Origin of the sequence: Psychrobacter halotolerans (assembly GCF_039680845.1) — a bacterium.
In the GTDB taxonomy this organism is placed as follows: Bacteria; Pseudomonadota; Gammaproteobacteria; order Pseudomonadales; family Moraxellaceae; genus Psychrobacter.
Map to the genome: position 1 here is coordinate 154,103 of NZ_JBDKWD010000001.1, position 16,929 is coordinate 171,031.

Annotated in this window: 13 protein-coding genes; 5 read left to right on the forward strand and 8 right to left on the reverse strand. The window is 42.8% G+C overall.

The genetic code is table 11. The features are described from left to right. The first annotated feature begins 386 nt into the window (after positions 1-386). Positions 387-1,688, forward strand: a complete 1,302-nt coding sequence (locus AAJP47_RS00645) for an MFS transporter (protein ID WP_346715982.1) — start codon at positions 387-389, stop codon at positions 1,686-1,688. Positions 1,689-1,803: 115 nt separating this feature from the next. Next, on the forward strand, positions 1,804-2,775 hold the full coding sequence (gene dusA / locus AAJP47_RS00650; RefSeq protein ID WP_346715983.1) for a tRNA dihydrouridine(20/20a) synthase DusA: 972 nt from the start codon (positions 1,804-1,806) through the stop codon (positions 2,773-2,775). Positions 2,776-2,882: 107 nt separating this feature from the next. Here the strand turns inward: dusA and AAJP47_RS00655 are convergent, their stop codons facing one another. From AAJP47_RS00655 to AAJP47_RS00670, 4 genes are all read right to left on the reverse strand, one after another. Then, a complete protein-coding gene (locus tag AAJP47_RS00655) occupies positions 2,883-3,668 on the reverse strand; it encodes a CPBP family intramembrane glutamic endopeptidase (RefSeq protein ID WP_346715984.1) in 786 nt (261 codons plus the stop codon). Between the two features lie 56 nt (positions 3,669-3,724). Then, the gene (locus AAJP47_RS00660; RefSeq protein WP_346715985.1) at positions 3,725-4,615 is read right to left on the reverse strand and encodes an alpha/beta fold hydrolase; all 891 of its coding nucleotides are present in this window, start codon (positions 4,613-4,615) and stop codon (positions 3,725-3,727) included. A 188-nt stretch (positions 4,616-4,803) separates the two neighbouring features. Then, positions 4,804-5,859, reverse strand: coding sequence for a signal peptide peptidase SppA (gene sppA / locus AAJP47_RS00665; protein WP_346715986.1), 1,056 nt, complete (start codon positions 5,857-5,859; stop codon positions 4,804-4,806). A gap of 210 nt (positions 5,860-6,069) precedes the next feature. Continuing rightward, on the reverse strand, positions 6,070-9,021 hold the full coding sequence (locus tag AAJP47_RS00670) for a ComEC/Rec2 family competence protein (protein WP_346715987.1): 2,952 nt from the start codon (positions 9,019-9,021) through the stop codon (positions 6,070-6,072). Positions 9,022-9,454: 433 nt separating this feature from the next. On the opposite strand from AAJP47_RS00670, the gene AAJP47_RS00675 reads away from it, so the two are divergent. Then, positions 9,455-10,030, forward strand: a complete 576-nt coding sequence (locus AAJP47_RS00675; RefSeq protein WP_346715988.1) for a DUF2062 domain-containing protein — start codon at positions 9,455-9,457, stop codon at positions 10,028-10,030. A 107-nt stretch (positions 10,031-10,137) separates the two neighbouring features. Here AAJP47_RS00675 and AAJP47_RS00680 read toward each other — a convergent pair whose 3' ends face one another. The 3 genes from AAJP47_RS00680 to AAJP47_RS00690 form a co-directional block, all read right to left on the reverse strand. Further along, complete coding sequence (locus tag AAJP47_RS00680) at positions 10,138-10,449, reverse strand: hypothetical protein (protein WP_346715989.1); 312 nt, start codon at positions 10,447-10,449, stop codon at positions 10,138-10,140. Positions 10,450-10,650: 201 nt separating this feature from the next. Next, entirely contained in the window at positions 10,651-11,331 is a 681-nt protein-coding gene (gene lolD, locus AAJP47_RS00685; protein WP_346715990.1) for a lipoprotein-releasing ABC transporter ATP-binding protein LolD, read from the reverse strand. Positions 11,332-11,435: 104 nt separating this feature from the next. Continuing rightward, positions 11,436-12,671 (reverse strand): lipoprotein-releasing ABC transporter permease subunit, encoded by a 1,236-nt coding sequence (locus AAJP47_RS00690; RefSeq protein ID WP_346715991.1) that lies wholly within the window; start codon positions 12,669-12,671, stop codon positions 11,436-11,438. A gap of 458 nt (positions 12,672-13,129) precedes the next feature. Between AAJP47_RS00690 and AAJP47_RS00695 the strand changes: the two genes are divergently transcribed. After that, positions 13,130-14,104, forward strand: a complete 975-nt coding sequence (locus tag AAJP47_RS00695; protein ID WP_346715992.1) for a hypothetical protein — start codon at positions 13,130-13,132, stop codon at positions 14,102-14,104. Between the two features lie 106 nt (positions 14,105-14,210). Here AAJP47_RS00695 and AAJP47_RS00700 read toward each other — a convergent pair whose 3' ends face one another. Beyond that, the gene (locus AAJP47_RS00700; RefSeq protein WP_346715993.1) at positions 14,211-14,600 is read right to left on the reverse strand and encodes an SCP2 sterol-binding domain-containing protein; all 390 of its coding nucleotides are present in this window, start codon (positions 14,598-14,600) and stop codon (positions 14,211-14,213) included. An 843-nt stretch (positions 14,601-15,443) separates the two neighbouring features. Between AAJP47_RS00700 and ccoN the strand changes: the two genes are divergently transcribed. Continuing rightward, a complete protein-coding gene (gene ccoN / locus AAJP47_RS00705) occupies positions 15,444-16,925 on the forward strand; it encodes a cytochrome-c oxidase, cbb3-type subunit I (RefSeq protein ID WP_346715994.1) in 1,482 nt (493 codons plus the stop codon). Positions 16,926-16,929 lie beyond the last annotated feature (4 nt).

Here is a 16,929-nt window from a genome sequence, read left to right on the forward strand (position 1 = left end):
TACAGCAGAACGAATATGAACTTTTTGCGACCCTTGCCTGCGAAGGGATAGCAAGCCAGAAAAATTTATATTAGGGCGTGTCACAAAATAACGTATCTGTTTTATTTAAAATCGACTCTATAATAATTAAAAAACTTGAACAACACATCGATTAACAGTTAAGTATTGATAAATTTTTCAAACACCACAGCGCTTGTATCAATCATTTCCAATTGACACGCTTTTAATCAAACTACTTGTTTTTCGATTGTCTGCTAAATTAGAACCCCTTATTTTTTCGACAAATCATTATTCGTTTATACTGATTTGTCGTTTTTTATTATAGGTAGTTATTGAAAGAATAACTGTCTTAACAAGCCATTTTTTATTTGGATACGCGACTGATTATGCCTTCTCGTTCTCAATATGCCCTCATGTCGTCTAAAGACAAGAATATAATACTGTTTATATGCTTTAGTAGCGCAGTCGCGTTTTTTGATTTTTTGATTTATTTGTATCTCTCAGACATTGTAGCGGCCGCTTTTTTTCCTGCTAATATCGATCCTGCTGTGACCAAAATGCAAGGGCTTGGACTTTTTGTTATTGGTTATTTGGCTCGTCCACTTGGCGGCATTCTCTTCGGGCGTTATGGTGATATTAAAGGCCGAAAGCCTGTCCTATTGACCAGCATGTTAGTGACGGTCGTCACTTTACTGGCGATGGCATTGTTACCTACTTATGCTGAATGGGGATTGCTGGCGCCAGCTTTATTTATCACCTTACGCTTTATACAAGGCATGGCATTTGGGCTTTATACGCCCCTTTCTTGGGTTTTCGTAGCAGAACACGTGCCTCGCCTCTATCTATCAGTGGCTTGTAGCTACGTTACTGCCAGTTTTTATATAGGCGTGTTATTCTCTAATGCTTTTTTTCTTTGGTTGACGAACAGCATGACGCCTGGACAATTGGTCGATTACGGATGGCGTATACCATTTATGACTGGTGCTGTTTTGAGTTTCTTGCCACTATTGGCATGGCGATGGATAGATGAATCGCCCTTTTTTATTGAAATGAAAGCCTCAAAACCGACTGATTATGTTGCTAAACCGTTCCGTCTTCTTTTTAAACATTGCAAACATTCAACATTTATCGGTATGGTTCTTACCATGCTTATTTCGAGTATTACCACTGTGATTGTACTTTTGCTACCCGATTTGATTGAACTACGCTTTACGCTAGATGACGATTTATTTGGGTTCTCACACAGTCTTGGTATTGTCTTTATGATTTTGGGTTGTATCTTTTATGGAATAATCTCAAATCATCAAAACTTTGGCAAAATTTTGGCAATTGGTTCTTCGCTACTGATCATTCAGATGTTTTTATTCTTCTACCATTTGCAGTCAAGTGGTGACTACATCCTAATCATGTACTCTCTCTTAGGTTTTTTTGCGGGCATTGTTGGCATGGTTCCTGCCATTCTTGTGCAGTTATTTCCCACCAATGTACGGCTAACCGGAATGGCCTTTTGTTATAATATGGCCTACGGTATTGTCGGTGTACTGGTGCCTTTCGGACTTAGCTACGCCACTTCCTATGTCAGTTTTTCACCCGCCCTCTATATCGCGTTTATCGGTTTTATCGGCATCATAATGGGTATTTACTTTTATAACTTACCTGAATTCAAAAAGATTGATGAGGTCATCTAGGGTGTGCCTTTAATTCAATCAATACGCACCTATATAGAGACACAACGTTATAATGTGTGGCTGCTAACACCTCAACTCTCAGACTCAAACATTCCCATATTAAGGCTCAACAACCATGGTTGATATGACCAACAAACGGCTTTCCGTTGCCCCTATGATTGATTGGACAACGACCGACTACCGTTACTTTGCGCGACTTTTTAACCCCCACGTTTATCTCTATACTGAAATGATCAGTACTGGTGCGTTGATACATGGCAATCGTGCGCGTCACTTGCGTTTTGATACGCTTGAGCATCCCATTGTGCTACAACTTGGCGGTGCCGACATTATAGAGATGACTCAGTGCGCAGAGTTTGCTCAGCAAAATGGCTATGATGAAGTCAATATCAATGTGGGCTGTCCCTCGGATCGTGTACAGCACAATAAAATCGGGGCGTGCTTGATGGCAGAGCCTGAAACGGTTGCAAGCTTAGTAAAGCATATGCAAGCAGCTGTTGATATACCGGTGACAGTCAAACATCGTATTGGTATTGATGATTTTGACAGTTATGAATTTATGGCAGATTTTGTTCAAAAAGTCGCTGAGGCTGGTTGTACACGTTTTATCGTCCATGCACGTACTGCTTGGCTACAAGGACTCAGTCCCAAACAAAACCGCGAGATACCGCCGCTACGTTACGATGATGTTTATCGTTTAAAGCAAGATTTTCCTGCACTCGATATCGAAATCAATGGTGGCATTGAAACGGTTGATGACATCCAAATGCACTTACAGCATATCGATGGCGTTATGATTGGTAGAGCGTTTTACCACAACCCTTATTTATTGGCGGAGGCTAATAGCTTATGGGGTGAGCCTATCCCTAAGCGCTCGGATATTTTAGCGCAATTGTATCCGTACCTAGAAGAGCAGATCAACAAAGGCGAAGCACTACCGACCATGACTCGGCACTACTTAGGATTGTTTCAGGGCTTAGCTGGCGCGCGCAGATGGCGACAAGCGTTGAGTGGTAAGCCTCAACTAACGATTGAAGAGATCAAACAAGCAGCAGATGAGGTTTTATTATTGAATCCTGAGGCATAAATAAGATTTAGCCAGCTACTAATTTAGCCAGCTACTATTTAGCCAGATACTGTATGGCTGCATAACGGTTGACTGACTTGCTATAGCACGCTGGATAATTTGCTGACTTAAACGCTCTGTGCCAGATATTGCCACATTGCCACCCCATTATTGACAACATGCAATAACATTGGCAATAGTAATGAGCCGGATCGAAAACGCGCATAACAAAAGATCAGCGCCAGTATCACAATGGTGCTGATTTCATAGAGACCATATTGCAAATGGATCACAGCAAATATCAGGCTAGTCACTACGCTGGCTACAAGCTCTCCATGATACCTCACAGACGAGTCAGTAAACTGCTCTGTAATCGCAGACCATAGAACACCGCGAAAGACCAACTCCTCATACAAGGGTGCGACAATCACCATTGCCAAGACCAGTAGCCACACCGAGCTGACAGATTGATATAACGGATCGACAAACGCCAATGGTGTCTCATCAAGAAAATACGTCAACACTTGACTCACAATCATAAATATCAAAAGCAGCCCAAGCATTCTTATACTGACTGCCCAAGAAAACGGTTTGAGTGCCAGATATTGACGACTACGGCCCCCTCTTAAGCGAATGATCGCAACGCTAATTGCTACGAGTAACACACAGCTAATGATGACGGAGCAACTGACCACCGTGCCATTATTACTACCGAAAAAGAATACATCTGCGGCTGTGGTGTTTTTAGTAGAGGGCAACAACAACTTGCCTGTGACATACACGCCAAGCAACTGACTGATGAAAAAAGCAATCACTATGCCTATCGTCAGTAAAAACACGCCCAAACGTGAAAATAAAGGATCACGCTTAGGCGATGCAGCGAACGGGTTTGAACCAGTGGCGTTTGTTTGCATAAAATGGTTGCTCAAAAAATATTCTGTCAATCTGTCTGACATCAATATGACGCCAATTAGTCTGTCAATTGCTGCTGAATCAATGTCAGTACTTGCTGTGCCACTGATTCTGGATGTTCAAGCGGAAACATGTGACCACCAGCATGGGTTTTATAAGGAATCCCCAGGCGTGATTTGACTTGCTGCGGAAAATGACGTTTCAAGAACAGACTCTTCTCACCAATAATCAAAGTAACAGGCAATTTGGGCGCGCGATTAGGCGTGAGCCAATACCAAGACGGATTGGTACGAAATACGGCCACCTCAACCTCTTTAGGAATAGCGAGCGTCACCTTACCGTCTGCACGCTCATGCAAACCATGCTCGATATATCCTTGAAAGCTGCGCTCATCAAAATCTTTAAAAAAGCTTTTGTGCCGTAGCTGCTCATACGCCTCTGTGCGACTATCCCAAACATCACGGCGGTGCTTAGACACGCCAGCGGGTGACAGCTTATCCATTAAGCGGTTGTTCATCAAAGGCAATCTATCAGCGGTTTTCGCCACATGCCATAGTAAGCTGACCTTACCATAAATCCAAGGCGGATCCATCAAGACTGCTTGGTTGAAGCGCTGCGGTGCTCGATACAAGGCTTGCAACGTACACATAGCCCCAAGCGAATGACCCACACCCACCACTTGTGTTATCCCATGTTTTTCACATGTTTTATTCACACTATCGATAATCTGCTGCGTGAGACTGCGCCAATGGTCATCCACCGGATAGTCAGGCGTGGCTCCCAGCAGGACAATATATTCAATCGTAAAAAATTTTGCCAAAGGCTCAAAAAAAGATTCATAAACCGCGCTTGGCATGCCATTAGCATGAGCAAAATGGATGACGGGTTTTTGTGTGATCTTAGATACAGGCAGGGCAGCAAAATGCTGCAAATTCATGTCATTACTCATAACAGGCTCTCATTAGATTATTATGAATAGGTTATACACCTTTTATTATAATGGCGTTTTATGCCGTGACCGCAGCGGCAGGCATGCTTATCGCATTGTTATATTTGGTATGACCTACAATTAAGGCTGAGCATGTCACCATGCTCAGCCTTAACAATCATACACATTAAGTTTAAAAGATAAAATGCTTAACGCATTTTTGCATTACCCTCTTCTTCTGGTAATATATCCAGACTGACACTAGAGCCAATGCCTGCACCCAATTTAATGGCAAAGCGATCCATCAATGATTGGAACGGATCTCTTGGGCTGTAATTCACGATATCGTCAAGCTCTAGTTGTTTCTCTAAGCTTGCAATACTACCTTTTTTGTCGGCCAAACCCAGCTCAATAGACTGCTCGCCTGTCCAGAACAACCCTGAAAACAGTTTGTTTTGCTCAGGATTTTTTAGACGATCCCCGCGACCTTCTTTGACCGCATTAATAAAGTGCTGATGCGTATTAGCCAATACGTTTTTGACATGAGCTTCTTCATAATCTGTCAATGGGCGTGTTAAACTTAAGATGTCTTTATATTCGCCAGCCGTAATGGTGCGGTCTTCTACCCCAACCTTATCCATCAACCCTTCGACATTATAGCTTGGCATAATGACGCCAATAGAACCCACCAAACTTGATGGATTGACATAAATCTCATCCGCTGCTGACGCAATATAATAAGCACCTGAGGCACCGATATCACCAATCACCGCATAGAGTTTTTTGTCAGGATACTCTTGACGCAAGTCCATCATGGTTTGCCAGATTTCATCTGACTGTACGGGTGACCCACCTGGTGAGTTAACATCTAACGCCACCGCTTTTGAGTTAGGGTTTTCAAAAGCCCGCGTCAAGGCTTCATTGACATCGTACGCATTGGCAACATCGTCATTACTGATAACGCCTTGTAGTTCAACCACGGCCAGATGCGGCTGACTGGTATCAACGCCATCCAGACCCGTTGGTGCCTTACTGGTGCAACCACGACCGAGTATCAAAAATAACATTAATAGATAGCCGAAGGTCAATAGCTTAAAAAAGATACTCCAACGACGAGCGCGGCGCTGCTCAACCACACTTGCCATTAATGTGTTCTCAATCACTCGCCATTCTTGTCCACTCGGCGGGCTTGGCTGCTGCATTGATACGGGTTGGTTTGCTGAATTATCAGGACGTTTATTTGGGTCTGGTGGCCAGTTGGGCATATAACTTCCTAAGTCAAAACAATCTAAAACAATAAAAAAAGGGGATAAAACGTAGATAGGATAAGAAAATGTTCGTACTCTATCTACTTTTAAACGGTTGCAGTTATCTATATTGATAGGCTGCTAAGTATGGTGGTATTTTATTCAGGGTTCAATAGTATAACTGTGAAATATCACGATATTATAAACCCTATCACTTAAGTATTGTTTTTAGGGTGCGGTATCGACTTTTTTATACAAAGGCAATGCCGCCTCTAATCCTTTATCATCATAGGTTACGATATCATTGATGTGTTGAAACGTCATAACATCGGTCGTGATATGAGAATCACTATGCCCAAGCCATGTCGTATGGCTGAATATTGTCTTATCAACAGACAGTTTATTATTAGGTCGCTTGTTATTAAGGAATTCAGGTGGACACAACAATGACCACATCTGCCAGACGCGCTGGTGCGTGTCCGCATTTAAAATAAGGCGCGAAGGCAAGCTATCTGTTTGCTGAGCAGTCAATGGATTGTTCAACGCAATTGATTGCGCCGTCACCGGTAATGAGCGGAGTGGATCAGCGGCATTGTATGTTAGCACTCGTATGGGCAAGCTAGTATCAATAGCCACGGTACAGTCCCAAACACTAGCATCGTCTATCTGACTCCAGCCAGTGAGCGCTTGTATAGATAGGTCGCCCGTTGCACTTTTCCATGTCTTACCCTGCTCACAGCCCTGTGCACTCATCTCTGAGCGACCATCAGAGCGGCGTATTTCTTTATACGCGCGCTGAACCCCTGACCAACGATCAGAGCGTCCTGCTTGCCAGTACTGACTAATGGGAAGGTACTCACTTAACTGTGCAACGGTCTTTGGAAGTAGTAGCGAGGTGTCAGTGCTCGATGCGGTAGACTTATTGTCAGTCGTCAACGTCGTTGTCAATCCGGCCGCACTACTCTGCACTATGATACCGTCTAATTTATTAACGGACAAACTCCCCAACTGCTGCGCCAATATTGCCGATAGCTTATCTGCCGTCAGTCTACTGGGTAGCGTTCGGGTCGTTGTCGATCTATGATCCGCTAAAACCAGCCAACTGGTATTTTTATTCTCGATATTACTGTCATTATTTGCCACAGGATACTGTAACAAGGCCGCACTTAGATAACGGTCGCCAGTTGGTAGGATATATAGCGTGGGTATCGTTGCCAATGATTGCTGATTGGCATATACCGTCATCATCAGCAACGTAAGCGGCGGTATGGTCAGCCAGCGACTAATAAAACCTCGTGGTAATAACCAAGGCAGTAGGCTCAGTAATACCATGAGTATCATCGCCATATTTACTGGGGTGTATAACCATGCTTTTGACAATACTGGTAGTGATGTAAGAGCTACAATCAGTTTATGTAGAGCACCTACAATAGCAATAACAAGTGACCAAACGCCATCGGCGATGGTCGGTGATATGAGATAACAAAGTCCTGCCAACAAATTGAGCGGCACAATTACCCAGCCGAACAGACCAATCGCAAATAAATTGATTACCAGTCCCCATAGCGAGACTTTGCCAAACAATAACAAGGTGATGGGTAATAAAGTGAGAAACAACCAAAACTGTAACTTAAATAAGCGCTTACTTATAAGCCCAATCCGCTTAAAAAACTCTTTTCCACGGTTTTTATGAGTCGCCTCAGCTTGCGCATACTGATAGGATTTATCTTCATACTTAAGGAGCAATGCTACCGCAATAAAAGACAACCAATAGCCTGCTTGCCAGAGTACATAAGGGTCATACCAAGCCATTAACACGGCCAGTGCAAACAACACTCGTATGGTGCCAATGGGCAATAACGTTAAACGCGCCAACCCTACCGCCAATAACATCCACGCCGTACGGGCAGCTGGTACGTCAAAGCCTGTAAATAATGCATAAATAAAAGCGGCAGCAACCATCACTCCCCAGCGCACCTGCCAGCGCGGAACAGAACGATAAATCAAAGGGCAAAATCGATCCAGTAATAGCACGACGCCGCCCGACAACATAATCGTCAAAAATAAAATATGTGTACCTGATATCGCAAGCAAATGCGAGATACCAGCCAGTTGATAGAGATCCTTGATATCTCGGCTGATTAAGCTTCGATCACCAGTCAGCAAACTCAACGTGACCGCTTTCGCTTGCTGCTCTTGAGGGCTATATCCCGCCCAGCCTTCATAGAAATATTGGCGTAACTGCCAGCGCCCTTGATCAATATAAGTACGAAACCTCTGAAGGTAGGAGTCAGAGGGCTTCGATGTCGTTAGTTGGGTATTGGTGATATTTGTGCGACCAGTCGCCAATACAGTCGCTGTCCCATCAATGTGGCGACCCCGTAGCCAGCGATAGCTGTCGAAACCTGATGGATTGTCAGCGTGTTGCCCAGAAACAGAAAGCGGTGTCAGAGTCAAGCTCATGTATCGTTGATCACCTGGCCGCAAGTGATTTAAACCTGTTAACTGCTCATCATTGGAAGGTTTATTAGATGATGATTTTGAATAGCTTTTGGGATAAGCACTGAGCAACACGCGATAGGTGTCGTTATGATTTTTACCCAAGCCATTATCATTTGTAGATATTTTACTTAGGCTATTTTTATGGGAGGTTAAACCACTATCCGCTCTATTATCCAAATCTTGATCCGTCAGCTCAGCCACTAAGGGTGATATCTGACTGATCGTGACGACTTGACGGTAGCCATTTTCTGTTGAGGGGTCATAAACACTATCACTTATGCCTTCGACCGTCACCAAAGCTTTTACACGCATCGGATCTGCTATTGCCGCATCTTTTGCTTGTTGCTGGCTAATGATTGCTTGCAGAACGCTGCCAAAGATAAGGGCAGTTGCGACAATAGCAACCAAAATATAAGTAATAATACGAAAAGGCGTTTTACGATCAGAAGAGGAATGACTAGAAGAGTTTGATACAGCATTATTATTGAAATGATCTACAGGTACATTGTATTGAGCGATAACCATTAGCATGATGGCAAACATCACTAGCAATATAAACAAATTAGGTGTACCAGCGACATCTAATAAAAATGGGTCGATTGACATTGCCATACTGTCTGCAACTGCCAACACCCCCATCATAACGACGATAACCAAGCTGCCAATTAACCAGTACACTCATGCTCCTTGCTTTTTGATATGGATACTAAAGTGTGGCTAGCTATAGCAATTTATATAGTCGCTACTTAATAAAACCGATACATGACATCATAAGGTGTGGCTGGTACAAATTTTTCTTGCTAGCGGCGGCGTTGCTGATAAAGGCGGCAAAACATTTATCCCAGCCATGCTGATTCTTTCTTATAGCGATCTTACTACAGTTATAGAGGGACGCCAAATGCCAACTTATATCTAAACCCGTCACAACGGATACGTCCTACAATGGCATTTATATTTAGATTACCCTATACTGATTAAAACTATTGCGATAATAATACGCTGGCATTATCATTCCATCTATTCTCACCCATACTTTTCATTAATGACATTACTTTATACCGGTTCATCAATAAAATTGAGCGGACTGTAGCTAATGATTTAAGGCGATCCTGTGCCCCAAAAACGTCTAAAAGCCCTGCTTCCTACGCCTGAGAAAATCCTAGAAAGTCGTACCCTAAAATTGTTCGCACCGCATTTGGCTGATCCAAGATTATGGCATTTTAATCGTCATAGCCTAAATAAAGCGGTCTACATTGGCGTGCTCAGTGCTTTTTTTCCACTGCCTGGACAGATGCTATTGGCGTTAATCGGCTCGCTGGTTTTTCGTGCCAACGTACCCATGGCACTTGGTTTGACTTGGATTACCAACCCGCTTACAACTTTGCCTATTTTTTATGCAAGTTATTATGTAGGGGCTAAGATTATTGACGTACCGATGATTAGCTTTCGACTCATCGGTCGCATGATTGCAGACTTTAGCTTATGGTTACTGGCAAACGGTGCCAATCCATTTATTACTTATCGTGGCACCGTATCGCTTACCGCTTTTTGTATAGGTCTGACGATTTTAGCCATTATCACCAGTATCATTTGCGGATTGGCATTTAAAGCAGTGTGGCGTTACAAAACCGTTATTAGCTGGCAAAAACGCCAACAACAACCTTCTAACAAACCGCCTAAACCTTAAGCTCAAATATCAAAACAGTCTACTGAGTATCACTAGGCTGCTATCAAGCAAGTCAATGCTGGCTTATAAGCTAAAATCACAAATAGTACTTGTCGATGACACCCGTACTATTCTTCTTCCTTTGCACTTTTCTCAATGGCTACCTGCACATTGTCAGCAAGATTTGTGTCCATGGTAAAAACCTCTACGACTTTTTCGCCTTTGAGTAACGTATAACGCTTACCTGTCGCGCTGTCTTGAGCTTTTAGGTTGTAATCAACCCCAGCCAAGGTAATGGCATCAAAAACGGGCGTTAAAATCTCGACTTGCGCTTGTTTATCAAACGTATCAAATAGCGTCGGATCCATATAAGGTTTTAGTGGCTCATTGCCTTCTTCAGCACTGCCAAAAGCGTCGATTGGGTCTTCATTTTTATTCATGATATCTGCCTCATAACATGGGATAAGATTGCTTATAAGCAACCTCGTTTAAATTTGCTTATGGTGTCTTTTTCACTGAGTTTTTTGTATCAAAAGTTTAGTTTAGCAATAGCCTGTTTTAAAAACAGGCTCAGTTTTCACACCAGTTTTTGCGCAGCGTCAGGCTATGACCTCATAGCCTAGTTGGCCGTGTTTAATCATTTAGTACTGTGCCCAATGACCATTACGTAGCATCAGCTGACGATCAGCAAGGGCCGCCAAATTGCGATCGTGAGTCACCATCAATAATGCCGTTTTCATGGTATTTTGCAACTCTGTCAACAGTCCAAAAACGCTTTGAGCGTTATCGTAGTCTAAGTTACCTGTCGGCTCGTCGGCTAAGATGAGCGATGGCTTGGTCACAAGCGCACGGGCAATGGCCACACGCTGACGTTCACCGCCCGACAACTCACCTGGTCTGTGCGCCAAACGATGCTCAAGACCCACGCTTTCTAAGATATCAATCGCCTGTTGACGCGCTTCGTTTATCGATACTTTTGGGCGCATTAATAAAGGCATAGCAACGTTCTCGACCGCCGTAAATTCAGCCAACAAATGGTGAAACTGATAAATAAAGCCTAAATGCTTATTACGCATCGCCCCACGTTCAGTCTCATTCATGCTATTTAATAGCTGACCATGTAGCCAAACCTCACCACTGGTTGGTGTATCAAGACCACCAAGTAAATGCAGCAAGGTACTTTTACCTGAGCCGCTGGTGCCGACGATCGCGATACGCTCACCGGCGTTAACACTCAAATCCAGCCCTGTTAATACTTGCGTACTAACCGCGCCTTCATCATAGATCTTATTGATATCTTTTGCCTCTAAAATGGCAGACATGACGCTTCCTTTATTCTATTCATACTGAGGTTGATGCTCAGTTAAATGTTGTTAACTGTATATGATGTTGAGCTTTTCTTAAGCCACAAACGACTTTTAAATCGTTACTCATAACGCAGCGTTTGCGCTGGCTGAATTTTTGCCGCTCGGCGCGCCGGATAAATGGTTGCCAAGAAGCTCAAGATAAATGACGCTCCAGTAATCAATACGACATCTAACAAACGTAGCTGTGATGGTAAATAGTTAACAAAATAAGCATCGAATAGGTTCAACCCAAAGACTTGGTTGATATACCCTAAAATATCACTGACAGTGAGGGCAAATATAATACCCAATATGGTGCCCGCGATTGTACCAATCACACCGATGACAACGCCTTGTACCATAAAGACTTGGGTAATCAAACGAGGAGAGGCACCAAAGGTTTTCAAAATCGCAATGTCTGCCTTTTTATCTGTGACGAGCATCACAAGGCTAGACACGATATTGAAGGCAGCGACCAAAATGATTAAAAATAGCAATAATCCGACCATGGCTTTTTCCATCTGAATCGCACCAAATAGATTGCCGTGGGTTTGTGTCCAGTTATTAGGATATAACTGCTCAGGGGCTATTGCGGCCGCTTTTTCTGAGGCAATGGGCGCAGTGAAAATATCGTTAAGCTTCATGCGTACGCCTTGAGCGCCATCAGGCAGACGCAACAGTTTTGCGGCATCATTCATAGGAATAAATGCCATGAGACTGTCTACTTCTGGGCTAATGGTAAAAATACCCGTCAAGGTAAAACGTTTAAAGCGCGGTATCACACCTGCAGGTGAAGGCGAAGCTTCAGGCAACACTAAAGTGACTTTGTCCCCTATCTGCAAGCCCAACGACTGCACCATATCTTGACCAAGTACAATGCTAAAGTCGCCACTTTGTAAGGTATCAATACTACCCTCAACCATATGATCATTGATGATAGAAACCTTTTTCTCATACTCAGGGTCGATACCTGTGACCATAATCCCTGCAACTTGGCCATTTGAGGTCAACATACCTTGCAGCTGGATAAAGGGCGCTACAGCAGCCACTTCTGGATCTTCTTTAATTTTATCCGCCAACTGCTTCCAATCACCGATGATTTCAGTTGAAACGACCGTTGCTTGTGGCACCATGCCTAAGATACGGGTTTTTAGTTCACGATCGAACCCATTCATGACCGATAGTACCGTAATCAATACGGCAACCCCAAGAGTCAGACCGATCATCGAGATGAGCGATATGAATGAGATAAAACCATTACTACGCTCTGCTCGGGTGTATCTTAAGCCGATAAATAACGCTAAAGGACGAAACATATTCAAACTCTTTATCTTATCTATGTACGACTTTATATATGCTGTAAAATGAGCGGTGCCAAAGATGCATCATATACTTGCCATACTCACATATAAATCGAACACAAAAACAGGGTTTATGACAAGCCAAAGACAGCTGTCAAAAGGGAGGTAGTTTGACACAATTTGGCTGATATGTGCCAGTCATTAGCAAAAAATGGCTCTATTTTCTGCTAAAAATTTGGGTTTTGTTACTATTTTTTATGAGGGGCTTGCTATTGCTGGCGTCAATACCTATATATTATATGCTAAAGACAATTGTCATTAACCATTCATTGCTGTTTGTCGCCCTATATCAGTAGCTGCACCGATAGCAACGTTGTTCACTATTATCAACCAATATGAGCATTATTGAATAATAGGTAAACAACCGCCGTTTGGGGCCCAAACTTCACGCTGACTTAATTTTGAGTATTTTCATGACTATTAATTATCAATATAAAAATATCCAAACACCGACCAAAATCACTTTAACCGATGAGCAATCTGCAGGCCATGCTGATCATTGGCGCATCTTAACCGACGACATGAGTCATGACGTGCCAGAATGGCTACAGAAGATGATTGAACAAGCGGCGATGCCTAAAGGCTTAAATAGCAATATAAGTGCGCAAGACAGCTGCTTGTTGTTATCTGAAAACCAGCCGTGTCACATCAATCAAGTATTGGCAATGAAAGATGGTAAGCCTGAACGCTTTATCAATGCCTTCCCTTGCGTCGATAGCCCTTATGGACTCAATTGTAAAATTGAGCGCGTCATTGCTAACGATAACTCACATGATGCGGTATTACGCTTGCGCACCGCTGACGGCAGTATTATTTATGCTTTTGATCAGTTGTATACCGCCAATCGCTATCTGTATCAGCGCGATGCGTCTTACTTTGTAAACTTGAGTGCTTGGGCACACGAAATCAAATTAAGTGAGCAAAACGAAGTGGTAATGGTAGAGGATCAAGAATCTATTCGCTATCATCGCGCGTTTAATGACATTGTGGCGGCCAATGATGGACAAATTCCGGACGACCTACAAGCCCAAATCGATGACTGGAAACCTGAGACCGAAGCGCAAATGGCACCTGTAGAGATCAACTTGGGTCACATGTGTGCCTATTTATTTGGCGACACCCTAGGTCAAGAAGATGAAGCCTGGTGCCAAGGTCAGGTGCTCGGTAAGCAAAACACCGTGTTTAATGACAAATCTATTATCTTATTCGATGTGGTGGTACTACGTGAACAAGACGCCGCTCCGTTCGTGGTACGTATTGGCGCACTCAACACGCCAGAAACAGCGTCTATTGAGGTAAATGATTACGTACAAGCAAACGTTTGGCTACAAGCGGCTATTTACAAAGAAAACCAGCAAGGTGAAGTATCACAATCAAAAGCCAGTTGATTCAATGAGAAAAGTATTCTTGTACTGAACTCAAAAAAAAGCCCCTAATTATTTGTTAGGGGCTTTTTTATTGCTATGGTTTTGAATATAGCTAAAAAATATAGAACTATGCCATCGTCGTCATTGACTTGATACGGGTATACAGCTCTTTTTGCTCAGTACTTGGGCGAGCGGTTTGTACTGCCATTAACTGTGACATATCGCCTTCGACGCGAATCTTGCCACTCATAAATGCACCCATAATTTGATTGGTATCAAAGTCTGTGATGATAGATTGCAAGATATCACGGTCAAGCAATAAAGTAGTGGTGGCTGCGTCGTTTAGACCACGGTGTAACAAACCATTAGCGAAATTGGCTTCGATGTCTTGATTGGGATCAGACACTTTTAGATTGACGATCATATTGGCAAGTGCAGGTGGTAAGTTAAGCTCACCCGCTTCATGACCCATCTTCTCTACTTGTTCAAACCATTCATCTGTCAAAAATACTGCCATGTTATTATCCTTAATTAATATTATCGTAGGCTAAGGTGCTTCGATCTTGCCCGACTGGGTGTCGAATTATAAAATAGGACTGATAACAGCCTTATAAAAAATGCTGGCATCAATCTGATTTAGCCTCATTATAAGGGTCGAGCCGATAATAAGTAAAACTTATTTGTACCGCTTTGAGCACGATTGTTACAAAAATTCTTCCTTTATTAAGCCCTTTTCTTATAGATTTCTGTTTGTTTACCGACCAAACATATCCCTAGAATACTGACACAATTGGGTATAAAATAAACACAGAATTAAGTTGTAATAAGTGGTTCGCTAATATTTTTACTAAAGAGTTTGTATTTTGCCGCATAGTTCTGATGATATTTCATTAAGATTGCGTTACAATACCCTTAAACAGAGTCAGGAGTTTTAACTAAACATTACTTACATCTGTTTTTTGTCAGCCGCCGCTAGCACACGTCTTATGGCAATACATTTTTTATGGATATTGGTATCTATCTTCATTGGTACAATTTTTGGTAATAATTAAGATAAATACTTAGCCCCATTAGATGTTTGATGCTCAAAAACGGCGCATCGTCTTATTTACTCTAACCATTTATTAACAATCCTACTATCAGCTAGCCAAGAGCGCAGCACATTCCAAGCGCTCCTTTTTATCTATAACCAGTTAATAGGATAAGAAGGCTAAGATTGATAGTTAATAGTATTAGAATGATAAGCTAGTTAAAAACAGTATGTACCGTCGTCACCATCAGATCTTTACTTTTTATGATAAGGATGACGCGGAGCGTTAGTTAATTCTGTTGATAATTCGGGCTGTAAAGGAATCATCCAATGAGTTTACAAAACACAGCAGTCGCCCCAGTGGACCGTGAGTACGAAATTACTGTCATAAGATTTTTTACGACAATGGCCGTAGTATGGGGCATTGTCGGCATGAGTATTGGGGTGTTCATTGCGTCGCAGTTAGTATGGCCAGCACTTAACTTTGATATCCCATGGCTGACTTTCAGTCGTTTAAGACCGCTACATACCAACGCGGTTATTTTTGCGTTCGGCGGCTCTGCCCTGTTCGCAACATCTTACTATATTGTTCAACGTACTTGTAAGACCAGATTGTTTGCCCCTTATCTTGCTTGGTTTACCTTTTGGGGCTGGCAGGCCGTTATCGTATCGGCAGTTATTACCTTGCCTTTGGGTTTGACCTCCGCCAAAGAATACGCTGAGCTTGAGTGGCCAATCGATATCTTGATTGCTTTGGTATGGATCTCTTATGCCATTGTTTTCTTCGGTACGCTTATCAAACGTAAAACCTCACACATTTATGTGGCGAACTGGTTCTTTGCCGCTTTTATTATTACGATTGCTCTATTGCATATCGTCAATAGTATGGCGATTCCTGTCAGTGCATTTAAATCTTATTCGATCTTTAGCGGTGCAACTGATGCGATGGTGCAATGGTGGTACGGCCATAACGCGGTTGGCTTTTATCTAACGGCGGCCTTCCTCGGTATGATGTATTACTTTGTTCCTGTACAGATTGGTCGTCCTATTTATTCTTACCGTTTGTCTATCGTTCACTTTTGGGCGTTGATTGCCGCTTATATGTGGGCAGGTGGTCACCATTTGCATTATTCAGCATTACCAGATTGGACACAGTCACTAGCGATGGTGTTCTCTATTATCCTATTCGCACCTTCTTGGGGCGGTATGATTAATGGTGTATTAACACTATCCGGTAGTTGGGATAAGCTGCGTACTGACCCTATCATTCGCTTTATGATTGTCGCCTTGTCGTTTTATGCCATGTCGACGTTCGAAGGCCCAATGATGTCGATCAAAACGGTCAACGCGTTATCACATAATACAGATTGGACCATTGGTCACGTTCACTCGGGCGCACTTGGCTGGGTTGGTATGATTACGATTGGTTCGCTATACGTACTATTACCACGTATCTATAACAAGCCAAAAATGTATTCTATCAGCTTGATTACCACGCATTTCTGGTTGGCGACTGCGGGTACTATTTTCTATATCGTCTCTATGTGGATTTCAGGTATTGGTCAAGGCATGATGTGGCTTGCTACCAACCCAGACGGTACTTTAGTATACAGCTTCGTTGATACTGTTGAATTCTCGCATTTCCCATATATGGGTCGTGCTTTTGGTGGTCTACTGTATGTATCGGGTATGTTTGTTATGGCTTACAACTGCTATAAGACAATCAAGATGCCAGAAGGTAAGCCTGTAGATGTTGCCGATCCAACTGATCATGAACCTAGTGTCGAAAAGCCTTCGACAGCTAACGTATAAGGAG

What these genes read in the sequence shown, in the direction of transcription:
- AAJP47_RS00690 (WP_346715991.1), bottom strand. Translation starts at nt 12,671, where the DNA reads ATGTTTCGTCCTTTAGCGTTATTTATCGGCTTAAGATACACCCGAGCA.
- AAJP47_RS00645 (WP_346715982.1), top strand. Translation starts at nt 387, where the DNA reads ATGCCTTCTCGTTCTCAATATGCCCTCATGTCGTCTAAAGACAAGAAT.
- AAJP47_RS00680 (WP_346715989.1), bottom strand. Translation starts at nt 10,449, where the DNA reads ATGAATAAAAATGAAGACCCAATCGACGCTTTTGGCAGTGCTGAAGAA.
- sppA (WP_346715986.1), bottom strand. Translation starts at nt 5,859, where the DNA reads ATGCCCAACTGGCCACCAGACCCAAATAAACGTCCTGATAATTCAGCA.
- lolD (WP_346715990.1), bottom strand. Translation starts at nt 11,331, where the DNA reads ATGTCTGCCATTTTAGAGGCAAAAGATATCAATAAGATCTATGATGAA.
- AAJP47_RS00700 (WP_346715993.1), bottom strand. Translation starts at nt 14,600, where the DNA reads ATGGCAGTATTTTTGACAGATGAATGGTTTGAACAAGTAGAGAAGATG.
- ccoN (WP_346715994.1), top strand. Translation starts at nt 15,444, where the DNA reads ATGAGTTTACAAAACACAGCAGTCGCCCCAGTGGACCGTGAGTACGAA.
- AAJP47_RS00660 (WP_346715985.1), bottom strand. Translation starts at nt 4,615, where the DNA reads ATGAGTAATGACATGAATTTGCAGCATTTTGCTGCCCTGCCTGTATCT.
- AAJP47_RS00695 (WP_346715992.1), top strand. Translation starts at nt 13,130, where the DNA reads ATGACTATTAATTATCAATATAAAAATATCCAAACACCGACCAAAATC.
- AAJP47_RS00655 (WP_346715984.1), bottom strand. Translation starts at nt 3,668, where the DNA reads ATGCAAACAAACGCCACTGGTTCAAACCCGTTCGCTGCATCGCCTAAG.
- dusA (WP_346715983.1), top strand. Translation starts at nt 1,804, where the DNA reads ATGGTTGATATGACCAACAAACGGCTTTCCGTTGCCCCTATGATTGAT.